This window comes from Chryseobacterium sp. BIGb0232 (assembly GCF_024810195.1).
Classification (GTDB): domain Bacteria; phylum Bacteroidota; class Bacteroidia; order Flavobacteriales; family Weeksellaceae; genus Chryseobacterium; species Chryseobacterium pennae.
Window position 1 is genome coordinate 55,007 of record NZ_JANUEH010000007.1, and the last position, 17,283, is coordinate 72,289.

14 protein-coding genes are annotated in these 17,283 nt (G+C 36.5%); 4 read left to right on the forward strand and 10 right to left on the reverse strand.

The window, feature by feature from the left end; all coding sequences use genetic code 11:
- Positions 1-62: 62 nt before the first annotated feature.
- From M2372_RS16035 to M2372_RS16045, 3 genes are all read right to left on the reverse strand, one after another.
- Entirely contained in the window at positions 63-1,094 is a 1,032-nt protein-coding gene (locus tag M2372_RS16035) for a hypothetical protein (RefSeq protein ID WP_148060812.1), read from the reverse strand.
- Positions 1,095-1,129: 35 nt separating this feature from the next.
- Positions 1,130-1,999, reverse strand: a complete 870-nt coding sequence (locus M2372_RS16040; protein WP_148060811.1) for a hypothetical protein — start codon at positions 1,997-1,999, stop codon at positions 1,130-1,132.
- 182 nt (positions 2,000-2,181) lie between these two features.
- On the reverse strand, positions 2,182-5,529 hold the full coding sequence (locus M2372_RS16045; RefSeq protein WP_123320947.1) for a methylmalonyl-CoA mutase family protein: 3,348 nt from the start codon (positions 5,527-5,529) through the stop codon (positions 2,182-2,184).
- Positions 5,530-5,785: 256 nt separating this feature from the next.
- Between M2372_RS16045 and M2372_RS16050 the strand changes: the two genes are divergently transcribed.
- Complete coding sequence (locus M2372_RS16050) at positions 5,786-6,118, forward strand: hypothetical protein (RefSeq protein WP_115970543.1); 333 nt, start codon at positions 5,786-5,788, stop codon at positions 6,116-6,118.
- Between the two features lie 43 nt (positions 6,119-6,161).
- Here the strand turns inward: M2372_RS16050 and M2372_RS16055 are convergent, their stop codons facing one another.
- Positions 6,162-7,265, reverse strand: coding sequence for a DUF3667 domain-containing protein (locus M2372_RS16055; protein WP_115970542.1), 1,104 nt, complete (start codon positions 7,263-7,265; stop codon positions 6,162-6,164).
- A 516-nt stretch (positions 7,266-7,781) separates the two neighbouring features.
- On the opposite strand from M2372_RS16055, the gene rplM reads away from it, so the two are divergent.
- The 3 genes from rplM (at position 7,782) to rpsB (ending at position 9,599) form a co-directional block, all read left to right on the forward strand.
- Positions 7,782-8,237, forward strand: coding sequence for a 50S ribosomal protein L13 (gene rplM / locus M2372_RS16060; RefSeq protein ID WP_047385928.1), 456 nt, complete (start codon positions 7,782-7,784; stop codon positions 8,235-8,237).
- Between the two features lie 6 nt (positions 8,238-8,243).
- Entirely contained in the window at positions 8,244-8,630 is a 387-nt protein-coding gene (rpsI, locus tag M2372_RS16065; protein WP_045501218.1) for a 30S ribosomal protein S9, read from the forward strand.
- 207 nt (positions 8,631-8,837) lie between these two features.
- Positions 8,838-9,599, forward strand: coding sequence for a 30S ribosomal protein S2 (rpsB, locus tag M2372_RS16070; protein WP_045501217.1), 762 nt, complete (start codon positions 8,838-8,840; stop codon positions 9,597-9,599).
- 277 nt (positions 9,600-9,876) lie between these two features.
- Here rpsB and M2372_RS16075 read toward each other — a convergent pair whose 3' ends face one another.
- The 6 genes from M2372_RS16075 to M2372_RS16100 all read right to left on the reverse strand — a co-directional run bounded on the left by M2372_RS16075 (position 9,877) and on the right by M2372_RS16100 (position 17,224).
- The gene (locus tag M2372_RS16075) at positions 9,877-10,317 is read right to left on the reverse strand and encodes a DUF6759 domain-containing protein (RefSeq protein ID WP_123320946.1); all 441 of its coding nucleotides are present in this window, start codon (positions 10,315-10,317) and stop codon (positions 9,877-9,879) included.
- A gap of 6 nt (positions 10,318-10,323) precedes the next feature.
- A complete protein-coding gene (locus M2372_RS16080) occupies positions 10,324-11,010 on the reverse strand; it encodes a DUF6759 domain-containing protein (RefSeq protein WP_228455779.1) in 687 nt (228 codons plus the stop codon).
- A gap of 21 nt (positions 11,011-11,031) precedes the next feature.
- The gene (gene trmB / locus M2372_RS16085) at positions 11,032-11,709 is read right to left on the reverse strand and encodes a tRNA (guanosine(46)-N7)-methyltransferase TrmB (RefSeq protein WP_115970540.1); all 678 of its coding nucleotides are present in this window, start codon (positions 11,707-11,709) and stop codon (positions 11,032-11,034) included.
- A 100-nt stretch (positions 11,710-11,809) separates the two neighbouring features.
- Positions 11,810-12,583, reverse strand: coding sequence for a DUF6759 domain-containing protein (locus tag M2372_RS16090; protein ID WP_115970539.1), 774 nt, complete (start codon positions 12,581-12,583; stop codon positions 11,810-11,812).
- A gap of 244 nt (positions 12,584-12,827) precedes the next feature.
- Positions 12,828-13,634 (reverse strand): hypothetical protein, encoded by an 807-nt coding sequence (locus M2372_RS16095; protein ID WP_115970538.1) that lies wholly within the window; start codon positions 13,632-13,634, stop codon positions 12,828-12,830.
- Between the two features lie 194 nt (positions 13,635-13,828).
- Positions 13,829-17,224 carry a T9SS type B sorting domain-containing protein gene (locus tag M2372_RS16100; protein WP_185018908.1) on the reverse strand — a complete coding sequence of 1,132 codons (3,396 nt, stop codon included), beginning with the start codon at positions 17,222-17,224 and terminating at the stop codon, positions 13,829-13,831.
- Between the last annotated feature and the right edge of the window lie 59 nt (positions 17,225-17,283).

Consider the following 17,283-nt stretch of genomic DNA (forward strand, 5'->3'; position numbering starts at 1 on the left):
AATCAGTAATTCTATGACGAAAATAAATTCCATCCTCATACTTCCAGCTTCTGTTCTATAACTTATCTTTTGTTCTCAATTTCTCTGATCGGAATAAAATCTCCATTGAAATAATCAATTTTCATTTCAAAGGGAAGAACAGGGCTGCTCATGAAAGAAACCCCAATAGATGCATAGGTGTATGCAGGTGCAACAGTTATACTGGGTGAATTTGTATTTGATTTTATTTTCCCAACGAAATAATAGTCATTTTCTCTCTTTTCAGCCTTTGTAAACAGGTTTTCTATGGAGAGATAGGGATAAAGTTCTCCTTTGTATACTATCGCATAGATATTGTCTTTTTTTATCTCTTTTTCTTTGCCATCAAGAGTTTCATAGATTCTTACTATTTTCGGAGCATTACCATAAAATTTCACATTGGTAATTTCTTTGTTGGGCTGCTGATTTTTTAGAGATTGATAATCATTATATACCCCGTCTTTCAATTCAGAGGAACTGAAAATACTGATAGAACTTTTAGCGGTTCCCTCAAAATCATTAATTTGCTGATAAGTATAATGATGACCGGATACCGGTTTTTTAGAAGCGTTGACAGTGATAAAATCTACCAGGAATTCACTTCCTTTCTGAAGAAGTTCTTTGGTAACATCCGATTTGGCCTTGTGATCAATAACATGATTTACCTGCTCCAGTAAAGAATAGGTGCCGTCTTCATTTTTTGAAAATAAAAAGCCCTGGAAATAGCAATAGCCATGAACTGCCACTTCAGCAAAAAATAACTGTCTAAGATATAAAACTAAAGTTCCGTTTTCTGTATGCTCTCCGTTGAGGCTGTTTAAAACATTTTGAAATTGGTCAGAAAGAGGGGCCGCTGCAAACAAATTGGCTGGATTATTTAAAAGTCCCTTTCGGATCGTTCCTAATGAGGTTGTATCAATCCTACGATCAATAAGTTTAATAGTCTTATAATAACTCTTATCTAACTTTTTCGTGGGAAGGCTGATGCTGAATTGATCAGGTTGCTTCTGTGCCGATATTATTGCTATGAAACAGAAGATAAGTAATGATGAAAATTTCTCAAGATAACTTTTCATAAGCATTGTTTTAGTGATAGGGTAGGCTGGAAGTATTATTTCCTGTAAGATACAACAGCTCCGTTTTCAAGGTAATAGTCGTCTCCAAAAAGTTCCTCCGCATAGATTTCCGGCAGAAAATAGGACTCTATCTTATTTTCTTTCTGATAGTGTTCAAATTCTCTTTTTGTAATTTCTTCACCATCAAGAAAATAGATGAACTCTTTATTTTTGGGATTGAAAAGGACCCTTTTCGCCTGATCCAGATTAAGATTCAGTATGTTATTATCCTTAATGTGCCTTTTATTTACAAAAAGAAAATATTTATTAGCATTAAGCTCTCCGTTTTTGGGATCTACTCCTTCAATAACGAATACATTACTCATTTTGATGAGATCAGCGGGAACGTGGATATAGTTTCCGGAGCTGAATCTTTTAAAAGGAGTAAGAAGGGTAATAGACTGATATTGGATGAGGTTTCCGGGATCTCCGGATATTTTTATTTCCAGTGTCCTGTTAATTACAGGTTGAGGAATATCATAATCGTCATCCTCTGATTTGGGAGCGATCCAGACCATTCCCTGAATTTCAACGGCCTCTAAAGTATCGATTTTCATTTTTTGAGCGTTGAGATTTGAGGTAAATAAAATTGACAGAAAAATTCCACCGGCTATTTTTCTAAAAGGAAACTGGAAAAAATTGTATTGGGTTTCCGGTTTTTCTTTCGGAATGAATAAGCGATCGGTTTGAATTCTTCCACAAACAGAGGAATTGGATTTTAATAATGTTTTAATTTCCTCATCTGTTTTATCTGCAAGGTCATATACTTTCTTTGAGCAAAGGTCACAAAAGCTCCCGCCAGATACTTTCCGCATGTCCTCACGGGCAACGGGGCAAGGTTCTTTAATTTGAAATTCCTTTTTCATGATCATCAGTTTTCTTACTTAAAAGTACAAAAAAACCTCAAGAAAATTTCTTAAGGTTTTGATTTATTATTTTTTTATAACCGGTTATATTTCTCCTGTACTACCTGCTTCATAAATAAAAAACCTAACAGGATTCAGAATCCTGTTAGGTTTTGTTATATTATATTAAGATGAATATCGTCTTACATATTTCTTCTGTACTTCCCACCCACTTCAAATAAAGCATTGGTGATCTGCCCTAAAGAACAGAATTTAACAGCATCAATCATCACTTCAAATAAGTTTTGCTGGTTGATCGCAGCATGCTGAAGTTTACTTAAAGCTTCTTCAGATTTATCTTCATTGGCTTTCTGGAAGTTATGAAGAGATTCAATCTGTGCTTGTTTTTCCTCTTCAGTAGAACGGATAACCTCTCCCGGAAGTACCGTTGGTGAACCGTCTTTTCCAAGGAATGTATTCACCCCAATGATAGGATACTCTCCAGTGTGTTTCAACCATTCATAATGCATAGATTCTTCCTGGATCTTGGAACGCTGATACATCGTTTCCATGGCCCCCAGTACACCACCTCTTTCAGTAATTCTGTCGAATTCTGCATACACAGCTTCTTCCACAAGATCGGTAAGCTCTTCGATAATAAATGATCCCTGAAGCGGGTTCTCATTTTTAGCAAGACCTAATTCTTTGTTAATGATCAGCTGAATGGCCATAGCTCTTCTTACAGACTGTTCAGTAGGAGTTGTAATCGCTTCATCATAAGCATTTGTGTGAAGTGAGTTACAGTTATCGTAGATCGCATAAAGTGCCTGAAGGGTAGTTCTGATATCGTTGAAATCAATTTCCTGAGCGTGAAGCGAACGTCCTGAAGTCTGGATATGGTATTTCAGCATCTGGCTTCTTTCGTCAGCTCCATATTTCAGTTTCATGGCTTTTGCCCAGATTCTTCTTGCTACACGTCCGATCACTGAATACTCAGGGTCAATACCGTTAGAGAAGAAGAAAGATAAGTTTGGAGCAAAATCATTGATGTCCATTCCTCTGGACAGGTAGTATTCCACATAAGTGAAACCGTTTGCCAATGTAAATGCCAGCTGAGAAACAGGGTTAGCTCCCGCTTCAGCAATGTGATATCCTGAAATGGAAACAGAGTAGAAGTTTCTTACTTTCTCCTTGATGAAATATTCCTGAACGTCACCCATTAATCTTAGGGCAAATTCAGTAGAGAAGATACAGGTATTCTGAGCCTGGTCTTCCTTTAAAATATCAGCCTGAACGGTACCACGAACAGTAGCAATCGTTTTAGCTTTAATTTCAGCATATACCTCTGCAGGGATAATTTCGTCACCTGTTAATCCTAAAAGCTGTAATCCCAATCCGTTGTTGGATGGTGGAAGTTCTCCTTTATATTTTGGTCTTTCTAACCCTTTATCATCGAATTTTTCTTTAAGCTTAGCCTCAACTTTAGCCTCTAATCCGTTTTCCTTGATGTATTTTTCAACATTCTGGTCGATAGCAGCATTCATGAAGAAAGCCAGTAGCATTGGAGCAGGTCCGTTGATTGTCATAGAAACCGAAGTCAATGCATTGACTAAATCAAATCCTGAATATAGCTTTTTAGCATCATCCAATGTAGCAATAGAAACTCCGGCATTACCGATTTTACCGTAAATATCCGGTGGTAAAGCTGGATCCTGTCCATATAAAGTTACCGAGTCAAACGCTGTAGACAGACGTTTTGCAGGCATTTCTGCAGATACATAATGGAATCTTCTGTTGGTTCTTTCCGGACCTCCTTCTCCTGCAAACATCCTTGTAGGATCTTCACCTGTTCTTTTGAACGGATAAATTCCTGCAGTATAAGGGAAGCTTCCCGGAAGGTTTTCCTGGCCTTTCCATTGAATAAGATCTCCCCAGTCGTTATATTTTGGTAAGGCAATTTTTGGAATTCTTAAATGTGATAAAGATTCTGTAGACGTTTCTACTTTGATCTCTTTTCCTCTTACAAAATATGAATAGAATTCTGCCTGAAAAGCTTTCTTTGTATCATCCCAGGTTCTCAGGAAGTCGATGTTTTCCTGTTGAAGTTCTTTTTCAGCCTTTTGATATTCAGTATCTAAAGCTTCATTGGAAATAATATTTTTTACGCCTTCAATATGATACAGTTTTCTTGCAAGTTCAGCCTGTTTTTCAACACTAGCATCATACTGTTTGTTATTTTCAACAATTTCAGAAAGGTAACGGACTCTTTTTGGAGGGATAATCGTTACTTCCTCCGTAATTTCCTGTTCAACGAAAGTTTTAAGTCCTAAATCAGCAAATTTTTCGTTTACTTTTAAAACCAGTCTGTTATAAAGTTCTGTTGTTCCGTGATCATTGAACTGAGATGCTTTTGTAGCATATACAGGCATATCTTCCAATGGGTTTTCCCATAAAAGGTGGTTTCTCTGGAACTGCTTTCTTACGGCCTGAAGAGCATCAAGAGCACCACGTTTGTCAGATTTGTTTAACGCAACCAGATCCGCATAATCTAGCATGTCGATTTTTTCCAGCTGAGTAGAAGCACCATATTCAGGAGTCATTACATACATGGAAACATCTGCAAAATCTGAAACCTCCGATCCTGATTGTCCGATCCCTGAAGTTTCAAGAATGATCACATCCGGATGAGCCAATTTTAAGACATTTAATGCAGAATGAATGAACGGAGAAACAGAAACGTTGTTCTCTCTGGTAGCCATTGAACGCATATACACTCTAGGATCATTAATCGCGTTCATACGGATTCTGTCACCAAGAAGTGCACCTCCTGTTTTCTTTTTAGAAGGGTCAATAGAAATGATTGCAATTTTTTTATCTGTATTGGAACGCAGGAAACGTCTTACCAATTCATCCGTTAAAGATGATTTTCCGGCACCTCCTGTTCCTGTAATCCCAATGATCGGAATATTTAAATCTTTTGATTTTTCATCAATAGCCTTTACCAATTCAGGTTTTTCATCTGAAAAGTTCTCCACTGCGGAAATAATTCTGGCAATACTTGTTGAGTTTTCAAAACTGATTGAGTCCAGATCGTTGGCTGTTACATCTTTTCCGGTAGCAAAGTCTGAACGGTGTACCAGGTCATCAATCATTCCCTGAAGGCCAAGTTCACGGCCATCATCCGGAGAATAGATTCTGTCGATTCCGTAAGACATCAGATCTTTAATCTCTTCCGGAAGGATAACACCACCACCACCGCCAAAAATTTTGATCTGTGGTGAATTTTTTTCTCTTAAAAGATCATAGATATATTTGAAATATTCATTGTGACCTCCCTGATATGAAGTTAGTGCAATGGCATTGGCATCTTCCTGGATCGCTGTATTTACAACTTCCTCTGCTGATTTGTCATGTCCTAAGTGAATCACTTCACATCCAGTTCCCTGAATGACACGACGCATAATATTGATCGCAGCATCATGGCCGTCAAATAATGAGGCAGCCGTTACGATTCTTACCTTGTTGGTTGGAGTATATTTTTGGGTTTCCATAAAAATTCTAGAAAGTTTCTAAGTTTTCAAATATAATAATAAAAAAACAACCCTGTGTTTGATTTTATTAAATTGATTATCATTTGTTTATATTGCCTTATTTAATAAAATATCTCCAATTTTAGGTTTGAGAATTTGAAAGTCTAAAGGTTCGGTAGTTACAGAATTAAAAATGACTTCCGGATTTTATTTAGAAATTGACAGATCCTGAATTACTCAAATTAAAATCTTTACTTTTGCACCATATTTTACAGACATGCAGAAAGCCTTAATATATTTCGCGTTGGGAACAGTAGTAAGCTTCCTTATCAATTATTTCTTTTTAAGTTCAGATAATATTGGCCTGGAACTTTATTATGCCGTTGCCTTTGGGGCAGCATGGGGCATTGCTTATTATTTGGATACTCCGGATTTTACATTGCCTAAAAAATTGGGCCTGTCATTTGTTGTGATGGGAATTTTAGTTTTGATAGGAACTTTAATTTTTAAACTTGAACTGGCTATTCCATCCATTCTAAAATTTTCCATGGTGTTTGTAGCCTATTATGTAATTGCAAGTTTTAGGGCAACCAAGTCATTAAGAAAATAAACTAATATAAATAAGGCTGTCACATTGGACAGCCTTATTTATATTAGTGAATCATCAGGAAGCTTATCAAAGCAAGACCGACAACTAAAAACATAAATGCAATAAAATTAATGGTGAATAATATCATTCCGATGATAAGACTGACCAATCCATGTGAGTGATAAACGCGTCTGTGAGCAATAAAGAAATATCCCATACTGTATAAGGTCAGCAATGACATTATTAAATACAAAAGAGCATTGATCATCTTGAAGCCCGATAATCCTGTCAGTTTGGATATTAAGAATATAAGTAATATTATTAGCAATAGGAATGAGAAATAATGCAGAGTGAAAATTCCATGATCAAAATACCACCATTTTTTCTTATTGTGGAAAATCCATAAAAAGAAGGCAAAGATTGGGAGATAGATAAAAAGTGCTTTGGGTAGATTATGAAATGATTTTTCTACCATGCTGGTTACAATTTCTTCTTTTTTTACCCCATTATCTTTAAGTTCAAAGAATTTATGAGCGATTGGAATTTGAATGAAATCCAAAAATGAAGGGTTTTTGGCCATCGCTGAATCATAAGATTTTCTGGTTTTGTAGTTTCCAAAGCCGCTATTCGAATCTATTTTTTTATCCATCTCCAGAATTTTGGCGAAATCCTCTATTTTGGCTGAATCAGGAAGTACCTGTAGGCTTTTGATGGCAAGGGAATCTTCTTTTGTTAGATTTTTTCTAGCTTTTATACTATCTATTAATTTTTGGGTATCAGCAGGCTTTATATTCTTAATAATGGCTGCTTTGTCCAGGGTTCCTCCTTTATTGCTATCACTATTAAAAAGAACCATAGGAAAAAGGGCAAACATGAAAAATGTAATAAAACTGACAAAAATATAGAGCTTTACGGGAGGAACAAAGGTCTGTCTTTTACCCTCCAAGTAAATATTGGTAAGTTTTCCAGGTTTGAATATCAGATTCTTAACGGTTCCCCAAAATTGTCCGTCATAATGAGTAAAGTCTTCAACGAAGTGAGTGAATAGAAAATAGAAAGGCTGCCGTCTCTCAGTATTTTCCTGTCCGCAGTGAGGACAGAATCTTTCCTCTACTTGATGCCCGCAATTCAGGCAGGTTTTATCTTCTCGTATCTTTCCGTGGCTCATAGTATTTATTTGTGCGACAAAGATAATTATTTCAGTAAATAAGCAATGATATCACTAGACTTTTAAAGAAATCTTTAAATAAAATTAAAATTAGAGTCAATAATGATGCTTTAAAGAAAAAGGAGTCAATATATAAATGAACTACAATATTAATAGGTTGAGTTGAAATATCTGCTTTATAGAATATAATAGATTCTCTTAAGATTAGAACTTAAAGGTCAGGAAAAGTACCTTACTTGAATTTTAGAAGAAAAGTAATAAAGAAAGAGTTGAGGGAAAGAACTCTTGCTTTATCATAATTTGTGTTTTTAGAACCTTCTAAACGTTTTTTTTCATCGCCACAACATTTAACAAGTTTTGTGCCAAAAGTATAAATAGTGTTAAAATCTATTGCTATAGAGTTGAATAGCAGATATTCTATAGATTAAATGAAATATGTTTTTGGGATATAAAAATAATTTGTACCTTTGCACACCCTTTTAGGGGTAAATTATGTTTAATCTTTAACTAAAACGTGTGAATACATTAAGTTACAAAACTGTTTCAGCGAACAAAGCTACTGCTAATAAAGAATGGGTTGTGGTAGACGCTGAAGGACAGCCGTTAGGAAGACTAGCTTCTACGGTTGCAAAGATTTTGAGAGGTAAGCACAAAACGAATTTTACACCTCACGTAGATTGTGGTGATAACGTAATCGTTTTGAATGCTGGGAAAATTACGCTTTCCGGAAACAAGTGGGCTGATAAGACTTATATCTGGCATACAGGATATCCTGGAGGACAGAAGTCTATGACTGCGGCTGAACTTCAAAAGAAAGATTCTTTAAAGGTATTAGAGAAGTCTGTAAAAGGTATGTTACCTAAAAACAGATTAGGATCTGCTATCCTTAAGAACCTTTATTTATATGAAGGAACTGAGCACAAACATGAAGCTCAACAGCCTAAAACAATTAATGTTAACGAATTTAAATAATTAATTATGTCTATAGTTCACAAAATCGGAAGAAGAAAAACTTCTGTAGCTAGAGTTTATGTAAGACCAGGTTCTGGTGTTATTACAGTAAACGGTAAAGATGCTGCAACTTATTTCTCTACAGACGTGATGGTTTACAAATTAAACCAACCGTTTATCCTTTCTGAGACTGTTGGTCAGTATGACGTTACCGTAAATGTTTTCGGTGGTGGTAATACAGGTCAGGCAGAAGCTATCAGATTAGGTATTTCAAGAGCTTTATGCGAAATCAACGCTGAGTTCAGATTAGCATTAAAGCCAGCTGGTTTACTTACAAGAGACGCAAGAATGGTGGAAAGAAAGAAGCCAGGTCAGAAAAAAGCAAGAAAGAGATTCCAATTCTCAAAACGTTAAGATTTCTTGTTGGCGAATGGCTATTGGCTATTGGCTACAGAAATGTACTACATTTTATTTAAACTTAATCTCGGCGAAAAGCCTGCTGCCAAAAGCAAAAAGCAAAGCGCCCATTGCCCGTTATGTTTAGCATCCAAACGCTTCTCCCATCTAAAGAAGTTGTTGATTGTTTAAAAGACGGAAAGTAAACTAACAAAAACAGAAAACATGGCAAAAGCAAATGTAAAAGACCTTTTAGAGGCTGGCGTACACTTCGGTCACATGACTAGAAAGTGGAACCCAAATATGGCTCCATACATTTTTATGGAGAAGAACGGTATTCACATTGTAGACTTACATAAAACAGCAGTTAAATTAGATGAAGCGTGCAGCGCTTTAGAAAAATTAACTTCTGCAGGTAAAAAAGTTCTTTTCGTAGCTACTAAGAAGCAAGCGAAAGAAGTGGTTGCAAAACACGCTTCTGAACTTAATATGCCTTATATTACAGAAAGATGGCCAGGGGGTATGTTAACGAACTTCGTTACTATCAGAAAGGCGGTAAAGAAGATGAACTCTATCGACAAAATGAAAAAAGACGGTACGTTCGAAACTTTATCTAAAAAAGAAAGATTACAAGTTGACAGACAAAGAGCTAACTTAGAGAAAAACTTAGGTTCTATCTCTGACATGGTTAGACTTCCTTCTGCAATCTTTGTAGTTGATATCTTAAGAGAACACATCGCGGTAACTGAAGCTAAGAAATTAGGTATTCCAGTTTTCGGTATCGTTGATACAAACTCTGATCCTAGAAAAGTAGACTTCGTTATCCCAGGAAACGATGATGCTTCTAAATCTATCGATATGATCTTGAGCATTGTTTCTGATTCTATCAAAGAAGGTCAGTCTCAAAGAAAAGCTGATAAAGAAAAATCTAAAGAAGAAGGAGAAAAGGTATCTGCTGATACAGATGCTGATTTCGATGCAGAATAATTAAAGATTTTCTTTAATATAGGAAAAACGCTGGATTTCGATCCAGCGTTTTTTGTTTTTATATGTACTCACAGATTTTGCAGATAATGCAGATTTATATAAGCGTTTATAATCCTATACAAGTCTCAATAAGAACTTTAAATGATATATTGATTACTTCCTACGGAATAATTAGGGGATTTGAAAAAATGGCATAAGAAAGCAGAAATCGACTGCCTTTAGAATATCTGAAAAATATTTATAAAATAGAAACCCCACAGTAATCTGCGGGGTTTATTTAATTTGAAATTTTTATAGCATAAGAAGTGGTGATAAACTTTGTAGACTGATAAGAAGAGTTACAAAGCATTCCGGATAATCTGTAGTTCTGATTCTTCGTCACCATTGTATATCCTATTTTTCCGGCACCTATTGGAATTTTTTTAAAAAATCCGTTTCCGCTTACTGTAAGAACCATATTGCATGGAGATTTGTTTTCTACAGAAATGGAAGTCTTAGGATTACCGGGGTCATCATTATTGAGAAGATCATTCAGAACTTCAGCTGTTTCAGGCTTATAGGTTTTTATCAGTTCATTGTATTCCCTTTCCGCATTAGCTGCACTGCTGCCTCCACCAGTATTGGTAGGGTAGGGGTTTCTTATGGGATAACCACCGTAATTTACACTACAGCTGGTAAGGATCATTGAAACCCCGGTAAGAACTAATAACTTTTTCATACCCGTTTATTTTTTTGCTTTTCTTTTTTTTAATGGTTTTTCAGGCGGAGCTTTTGTTGTTGAAACCGGTTGAGCTCCTGGCTGACCTGGATTGTCTATGGTTACAAAGATACTTCTTTTTATATCTTTTTGAGAAAAGTACTTCATGTCACAAACATTGCTGCTTAGTGTATAAGAGCCTTTATTAACTATAATGAAGTTTTCTCCGTGAGCGGGAACTGCAAGATTGTAATAATCTTTTCCTTCTATCCGGAGAACAATATTACAATCCGAATTATTCTTAAATAAAAGAATAGATTCTTTTTTAGTAATGTCCTCATTAAGCATTGTATTTAAAAGCTGTGCGGTTTTCTCTTTATGTTCGGCAGATGTTTCGGCAAGTAACCGCTTGAATTCTTCTGCTTCATTAGAGTTGGGATCTTTCATTGCATTTTTGGGGATATCTGCAATGACGGGCCTGGCTTCCATAGGTTTGGCAGCACGTGATCCCTTCGTCCACTCAGAGTTTTTTAAAGCAATGAGCTTAGGTTTCAGCACACTTTTTTTAGGATCGTCAGGGTGTGCGGTCTTAAGATATTCTTCAATTTCCTTGATATTTGTGCTTTTTAGGATGTCTTTACTACCTTTTTGTGAATAGATAAAGACAGGGGTAAGGAAAGAGAAAAATAAAATCGTCAAAAATTTTTTTTTCATCAATAGTGTTTGTTTATTTCATCAGTGTATCCGGAATTTTATATAGGTTATCGTTTTTCCTTTTGCTGAGAACAGTTGCTCATAATACGTCTGGATGTCTCTCAAATGCGGCGTATTAGGATCGTATTCAGGAGCTCCGTAGATATCGTGGTGAGCGGTAATGATTTCATATCCTGCTCCCTGTAAATATCCAAGCGTATATCCGTGAAGAAACTCTGAGTCCGTCTTCAGGTGGATGATCCCTCCTGGCTTCAGGAATTTTTTATAACGGGCTAAAAAGTCCGGATGTGTTAATCTATGTTTTGTTCTTTTGTATTTGATTTGTGGGTCCGGGAAGGTAATCCAGATTTCATCCACTTCATTTTCGGCAAAGAAATAATCTACAAGTTCAATCTGTGTTCTTAAGAAAGCCACATTAGTCATTCCGTTTTCCACTGCTTCTTTGGCACCGAACCAGAATCTAGCCCCTTTAATATCAATCCCGATAAAGTTTTTTTCAGGAAATGTTTTGGCTAATCCTACAGAGTATTCTCCTTTTCCACAGCCTAGCTCAAGAACAATAGGGTTGTCATTTTTAAAGAAGTTTTCTCTCCATTTTCCCTTTAGTTCAAAGCCTTCTAAAGCGTTTTCTCTTGTAGGTTGAATTACATTCGGTAATATCTTATTTTCTGCAAATCTTGCTAATTTATTCTTGCCCATTAAGTCATTTATAAAATGAGTGCAAAAATAGTAAAATTTAGACAGAATTGAGGTCTTTTAATGCTAAAAGACCTATGGGGAAACTATTATATTGTTTTGATTATTTTGATGTTGCGCTGCCTAATGCAACCATGATGGGTCTTTGGATGGTTTTTTGCGATGCGTACTCTGCACCACAGACTAAACTTGTGAAAAGATACTGGCCTTTTTCCACTACAATTGAGTTGTCTTTATGAGCCGGAACAGCAAGTCTATATTTTGTAGTTCCTACCCCTTCCATTCTTACGATAATGTTACAGTCAGATTGATTTTGGATAAGGACAATACATTCCTTGGCATTGGGATCATTATCAAACAGAGAGTTAAGGATCTTCACTGTTTTATTTTGATGTTCGATAGGAGAAATATTCATCAGCATATTAAACTCTTCTGCTTCTGCATTAGGAATGGCTGCATTGGCTGATGTATTAACAACAAAAGCATTCTGAGCGCTGCTTGGAGTATAGGTTTCTGTAGATTTTTTAGCGGCAAGTTCAGCTTTATATTTAGCAATCTGTTTCTGTTTGATGATTGCATTCATTTCATCAAAAGTAATCTTCGTAGAAGGTCGCCTCCTTAACAAAGCCAGCATTTCCTGCATGTCTTTTACTTTTTGATCTTCCGGATGGGCATTTTTAATGTATTCTTTCATCATTTCCATAACCCGGGGTTTCAGTACTGACCTTCGGGGATCATCAGGATGAGCGTCCCTTAAGAAAGCATTGATTTCGTAAATATTATTGCTTTTCAGAATTTCGCTGTAGTCTTTTCCTTTCTTTTGGGCAGACATACTGAAAAACAAGACCGAGGCAAGAAGTAAAAGTATTTTTTTCATTAATAAATATTAAGTTAAAAATGGGTTACTTTTTCTTAATTTGGTTTTTGGGCAATTAGTATTTAATAGGATAACGAAATAGTATTGTTTTTATTTTAAACACATTATTGTGACATAAAATTAAACATATTTTTAAATATGAATGAAATATATTCAATAAAAAATAAATGATTAATAATGGAGTGTTCTGCTTGTTATAAAAAAAACCATGTAAAAATTACATGGTTTGTATAGATCTGAATGGCTATTTATCAGCCTGTTGAGGACTGATTACTTCCTGAAGATGCGAGTTCTTTAGTCGTTTCTGGTAAATAGGCATGTATTTTTCAATAGGAATTTTTATAGCTTCGTAATTTCCTGCCAGTACATAAGGTTGTATATTTTCAGAAGTATAAACGAATTGCAGGAAGTTATCGATCAGATTTTCAGGAATTTTAAATTTCGCAAAATAATCTTTACCTAAGTAATTTTTGATCTGGGTGATAGAAGTATTCATGCTCTCATAAGCCTTATAACGTTGTTTTTTCTTTCTCTCTCCGGAAAGCATATCATAGATGCTTTCAATGCTGAAGGTCAATCCGCCATCTCTTAATCCGGCAACCGGAAGCTCTGGTGGTGTTCCGTCTCCTTTAGGCTCAGGAAGCCCTATCACTTTTTTGATCGCCAGTGCTTTATCTTCTTTTCTTAGTGAGTTTACATCATACCTTAAGTTACCTGTAGGTTTAAACCTGCTGAGTACAATTTCCTGGATTTCATAATAGGCAATTTTCAGCTCTACCAGGTTTTTTTGTTCCATAAGCTGAGGAGTAAGCTTAATATCCTTCCGTTCAGTAACAATTGAGGTAAAACGGATGACATCTCCAGAATTGGCAGGAACACTGAAGTTACCGTTATAGTCAGCAAGTACAGTCTTTTGAGTATTTAAATTGGTAACATATACCTGATTAAGATAAAGGATCGAGTTGTCTCTCAGAAATACCTCTCCGGAATATATTTGAGCATTGATTTTTGCCAGAAAAATCAACAGCAACAGAGTAAACAGTTTCTTCATATAATTGGCAAAATTACATAGAAATCCAGCAATTTCTGCTTAATTAGATAACGAATAGTGGTTAAAGTTATATTAAACTTTAGTATTCAATTGTTAATGAATGTTATAAATATATTTCCAGGCTGAATTGTGTCCTGATATACTTAAGATACAAAGGTTGAAGGAGTATTGTTTTCTTTCAACCTTTTATGATTTTATCGATGTTTTACCAATAACCAGCTTGAGTATTTTATTGAAACTGTGGAACCAAATTCTGTCCAGCTGATGAAATACCAATAGGTAGCTGTAGGGACATATCTGCCTCCAACCCTTCCATCCCAGGTATACCGGTTTTCATGAGTACCCCTGAAGAGCTCTGCACCATACCGGTCAAAGATTCTGAATACAAGATTATCGTGAGACATCAGCGCAGAATAGTCTATGGACTCATTGCGCCCGTCTCCGTTAGGCGTAATGGTGTTGATTAGATTGATGATGGCAAATTCCTTTTTAGCTTCTCCACATGCTTTAGAGTCTCTTACCATAGCATAATGTGCACCTCTGGGTACATTATAGAAAATATTTGAAGTCTGCCAGATCACTCCGTCCAATGAATATTCGTAAGGTGGAGTACCACCACTAGCTCCAATCTTCACTGTTGTTCCTTCAATTTCAATAGACGTAATAATCGGGATCTGATATTCAGTAACGTTGACATTCTGTTTGTACACACATCCTTTAAAGGTAAGCTCTACCCAATAGCTGCCGGCAGATACATTGTTAATTGAAGAGCTGGTTGCTCCAGTGCTCCACAGGTATTTTTCGAATCCCGGACCTGCATCCAATGTAGTTGTTGTTTTTGGGCAGATAATCTGGTCTTTAAGAAGTTCTGAGGTTTTAGGAATTTTGATGGTTATTTTAATAGAAGCAACTTCCGGACATACTCCATTTTTTTCAAAACGGATATAAAATGTTTGAGATGCAGTAATATTTACAGTAGTTGCTAATGGAGATACATTGTTCTGGGCATCAGCTAAACTTGCATGAAAAGTAAAAGTAACATTCGGATCTAGTGTGAATTGTGGAATAAACTGAGCTAGGTTTACGCTCTTTACTCCATCCAGGTCGTCATCACATACATTTTCTTCTACTGCCTGGCTTGCCAATTGTATTTTTGCTCCGATACTGAACTGTAAAGGCTTAATGACAGATGGGCACCCGTCAGGTGAATCTACTCTGATATAGATGGTGGTAGCTGCGGTATAGCTCCAGTTATTAGGCAGGGTATTTGTATTTCCTGCATTGGCGTCAATTAATTTTTCATAATATCTTACGGTGAAATAAGTAGGATTATTAAGGACTGTAGCAGTAACATTAGAAAGAATGATATTGACGGTTCCATCGAAATTATCATCACAGAATTCTCCTTTGTAATTATCTACTAATGTTATTTTGTTGTAAAAAAACAAAGTGATTTGGGCGATGCTTTTACATCCGAGTGTATTTTTAACTACAACATAAACGATTGTACCGTTTGTTGCCGAATAAGCATTAGGTACTGTGATTCTGGTAGCTGGGTTTTCCACTTGGGCATCTGCCAGTGTTGGGTAATAAGTTATGGTAACGGGAGAATTTGTGGTTACACTGGCTGTTGTAAGGTTAAATGTTCCTTTTCCATTTATGTCACAGGCAAATAATACTGAATTGGTGACCGTAATTGCTTTAATATTAATGGTTACTGTTACCGTTTCACAATCCGGAAAGTCAGGATCATTTCCACAGAAAGTATAAGTGAATGTATCAGTTCCTGCTGTGCCGGGAGTATTGACAGTATAGGTAATTTTACCGGTAGCCGGATCTACGACTGCCGCGCCCAATGCAGGAGGCGTAGTCACTGCTACTGTAGCTGGTACAGGATTTTGTGAAGAGGTACTGAAGGTGGGAATTATCGTCTGTGTGGTACACACGTCGTAAGCTGTAACGGTCAGTTTTGTACAGTTGGTAACTTTAAATTTTTCGGTAACCAAAGGAGCACAGCTTCCCATTGTTACAGAGCAAGTATAATACCCGGATTGTGTAGGATTGATAGAAGAACTGTTAGCTCCTGAAATTGCTATTCCGTTTCTGTACCACTGATAGGTATCATAAATAATAGGGTCTACCGTAAGTACAAGTCCTGGAATACAGTTTCCCCCGGATTTTAAAATAACAGGCTGTGTAGGAAAGCCTGCAAAGAAACCTCCGTATCCTACAGCATCACTTCCTGCCGTAATTCCTGCTGTAATGGCTTTACTTGAAACTACGGTGATTGTTCCGGTTACATCAGGAATTCCATAAGTAACCCAGTTAGTGGTACCGGTCATATTATAAGGCCCCGTTGATGCAGGCGGAGTTCCGCCATTTACCGTAACCACAGCTCCTCTTTCTGTAACCAGGTTCAGCTTAGTGGGGATATTGAGAACCCCAGACGGGTTTACATTGGAGTGAACAAAATTTTCATCAATAAACCCCAGCTCATTGATCTGCTTGGGAAGATAACAATTTAAAGCCGGAATAAAATTAAATCCTCCGGTGGCCACTTCATTCGATGTTTTTGAATCTCCTGCTAAGATCTGGTAAACATAAGCATTTTTAGAGGTTTTAATGAATAAGTTATAATGGTTGCCTCCCTGAAGACTGTATTTAGTGTCGGGAATTACAAAATATTTTCCGGTATTCAGTGTGGTGATAGGTGTTAAGTCATTATTTACATAGACTTGGGTATTGTCTTCCGTGGCAATAATCAAAGCTCCCTCCATATTGGCGCCAATACTTCCATTACCTTTTACGAGAGCAAATTCACTTCCGAGCCTGTCAACAGGTACAGCCTGGTCCATTAAAATGTCAGAGCTGGTAGGGTAGTTTCCGGCATATTGGCCATTGAAGTTTCCATTGGTAACATTGATTGGCCTGTTCGAAGTGATTTTAGCACCGATAAACCCATCGAAATTTCCTGTATTATTTCCGATTCCGTCAATAATATAAGACTGTCCTTTATTTAGAGTGATGTTTATAGTGGGGTTGGTGGCTCCCGTGGTCCCGTTTGAGAATTGTACAAGTGGACTGTAACCGGTAATGGTAACAGTGGTGTTATTTTCTGTTGCCAGAATACTGGTCATAAAGTTCAGGATATCATTATTTACGCTGATGGGAGCTGAAGCAGCAAAAAAACTTTTCCCGGTTGATGGGATTCCTTTAGAAGTGATGATTTCGGCGTGGTTAAATACTGAAAACCTTAAGTTTGCATAAAACGGAAATTCAGCTTTCAGGTATAGTCCTTTTGTGGTAGGAGTAAAAAGATCTGTCTGTTGGGTGGTAATGATAAAGTTTCTTAAAACATCAAACTTCTGCGGATTGTTCTTGCTGATATCCACGGTTCCTATCAGAACGTTATTATTATAGATACTTACCGGAAAAGATGAGGTGCGGTTGGTAGATAAATAGAGCTTCTGATAGGGAAAGGAAGCGCCTGACCGATCTATCATAGGGGCAAACCAATGCTCTCTGTCTAATTGTGCAAAGGTGGAATTGAATATATAAAGTATAAATAAAAAAGATAGAATTTTCTTCATTCAGTGATGGTATTTATCACAAATTTAACAATAAAATGTATTAAAGTGTTGAAAATGAA

Coding starts and splice junctions, on each gene's coding strand:
- M2372_RS16035 (WP_148060812.1), bottom strand. CDS start 1,094: ATGAAAAGTTATCTTGAGAAATTTTCATCATTACTTATCTTCTGTTTC.
- M2372_RS16040 (WP_148060811.1), bottom strand. CDS start 1,999: ATGAAAAAGGAATTTCAAATTAAAGAACCTTGCCCCGTTGCCCGTGAG.
- M2372_RS16045 (WP_123320947.1), bottom strand. CDS start 5,529: ATGGAAACCCAAAAATATACTCCAACCAACAAGGTAAGAATCGTAACG.
- M2372_RS16050 (WP_115970543.1), top strand. CDS start 5,786: ATGCAGAAAGCCTTAATATATTTCGCGTTGGGAACAGTAGTAAGCTTC.
- M2372_RS16055 (WP_115970542.1), bottom strand. CDS start 7,265: ATGAGCCACGGAAAGATACGAGAAGATAAAACCTGCCTGAATTGCGGG.
- rpsI (WP_045501218.1), top strand. CDS start 8,244: ATGTCTATAGTTCACAAAATCGGAAGAAGAAAAACTTCTGTAGCTAGA.
- rpsB (WP_045501217.1), top strand. CDS start 8,838: ATGGCAAAAGCAAATGTAAAAGACCTTTTAGAGGCTGGCGTACACTTC.
- M2372_RS16075 (WP_123320946.1), bottom strand. CDS start 10,317: ATGAAAAAGTTATTAGTTCTTACCGGGGTTTCAATGATCCTTACCAGC.
- M2372_RS16080 (WP_228455779.1), bottom strand. CDS start 11,010: ATGAAAAAAAAATTTTTGACGATTTTATTTTTCTCTTTCCTTACCCCT.
- trmB (WP_115970540.1), bottom strand. CDS start 11,709: ATGGGCAAGAATAAATTAGCAAGATTTGCAGAAAATAAGATATTACCG.
- M2372_RS16090 (WP_115970539.1), bottom strand. CDS start 12,583: ATGAAAAAAATACTTTTACTTCTTGCCTCGGTCTTGTTTTTCAGTATG.
- M2372_RS16095 (WP_115970538.1), bottom strand. CDS start 13,634: ATGAAGAAACTGTTTACTCTGTTGCTGTTGATTTTTCTGGCAAAAATC.
- M2372_RS16100 (WP_185018908.1), bottom strand. CDS start 17,224: ATGAAGAAAATTCTATCTTTTTTATTTATACTTTATATATTCAATTCC.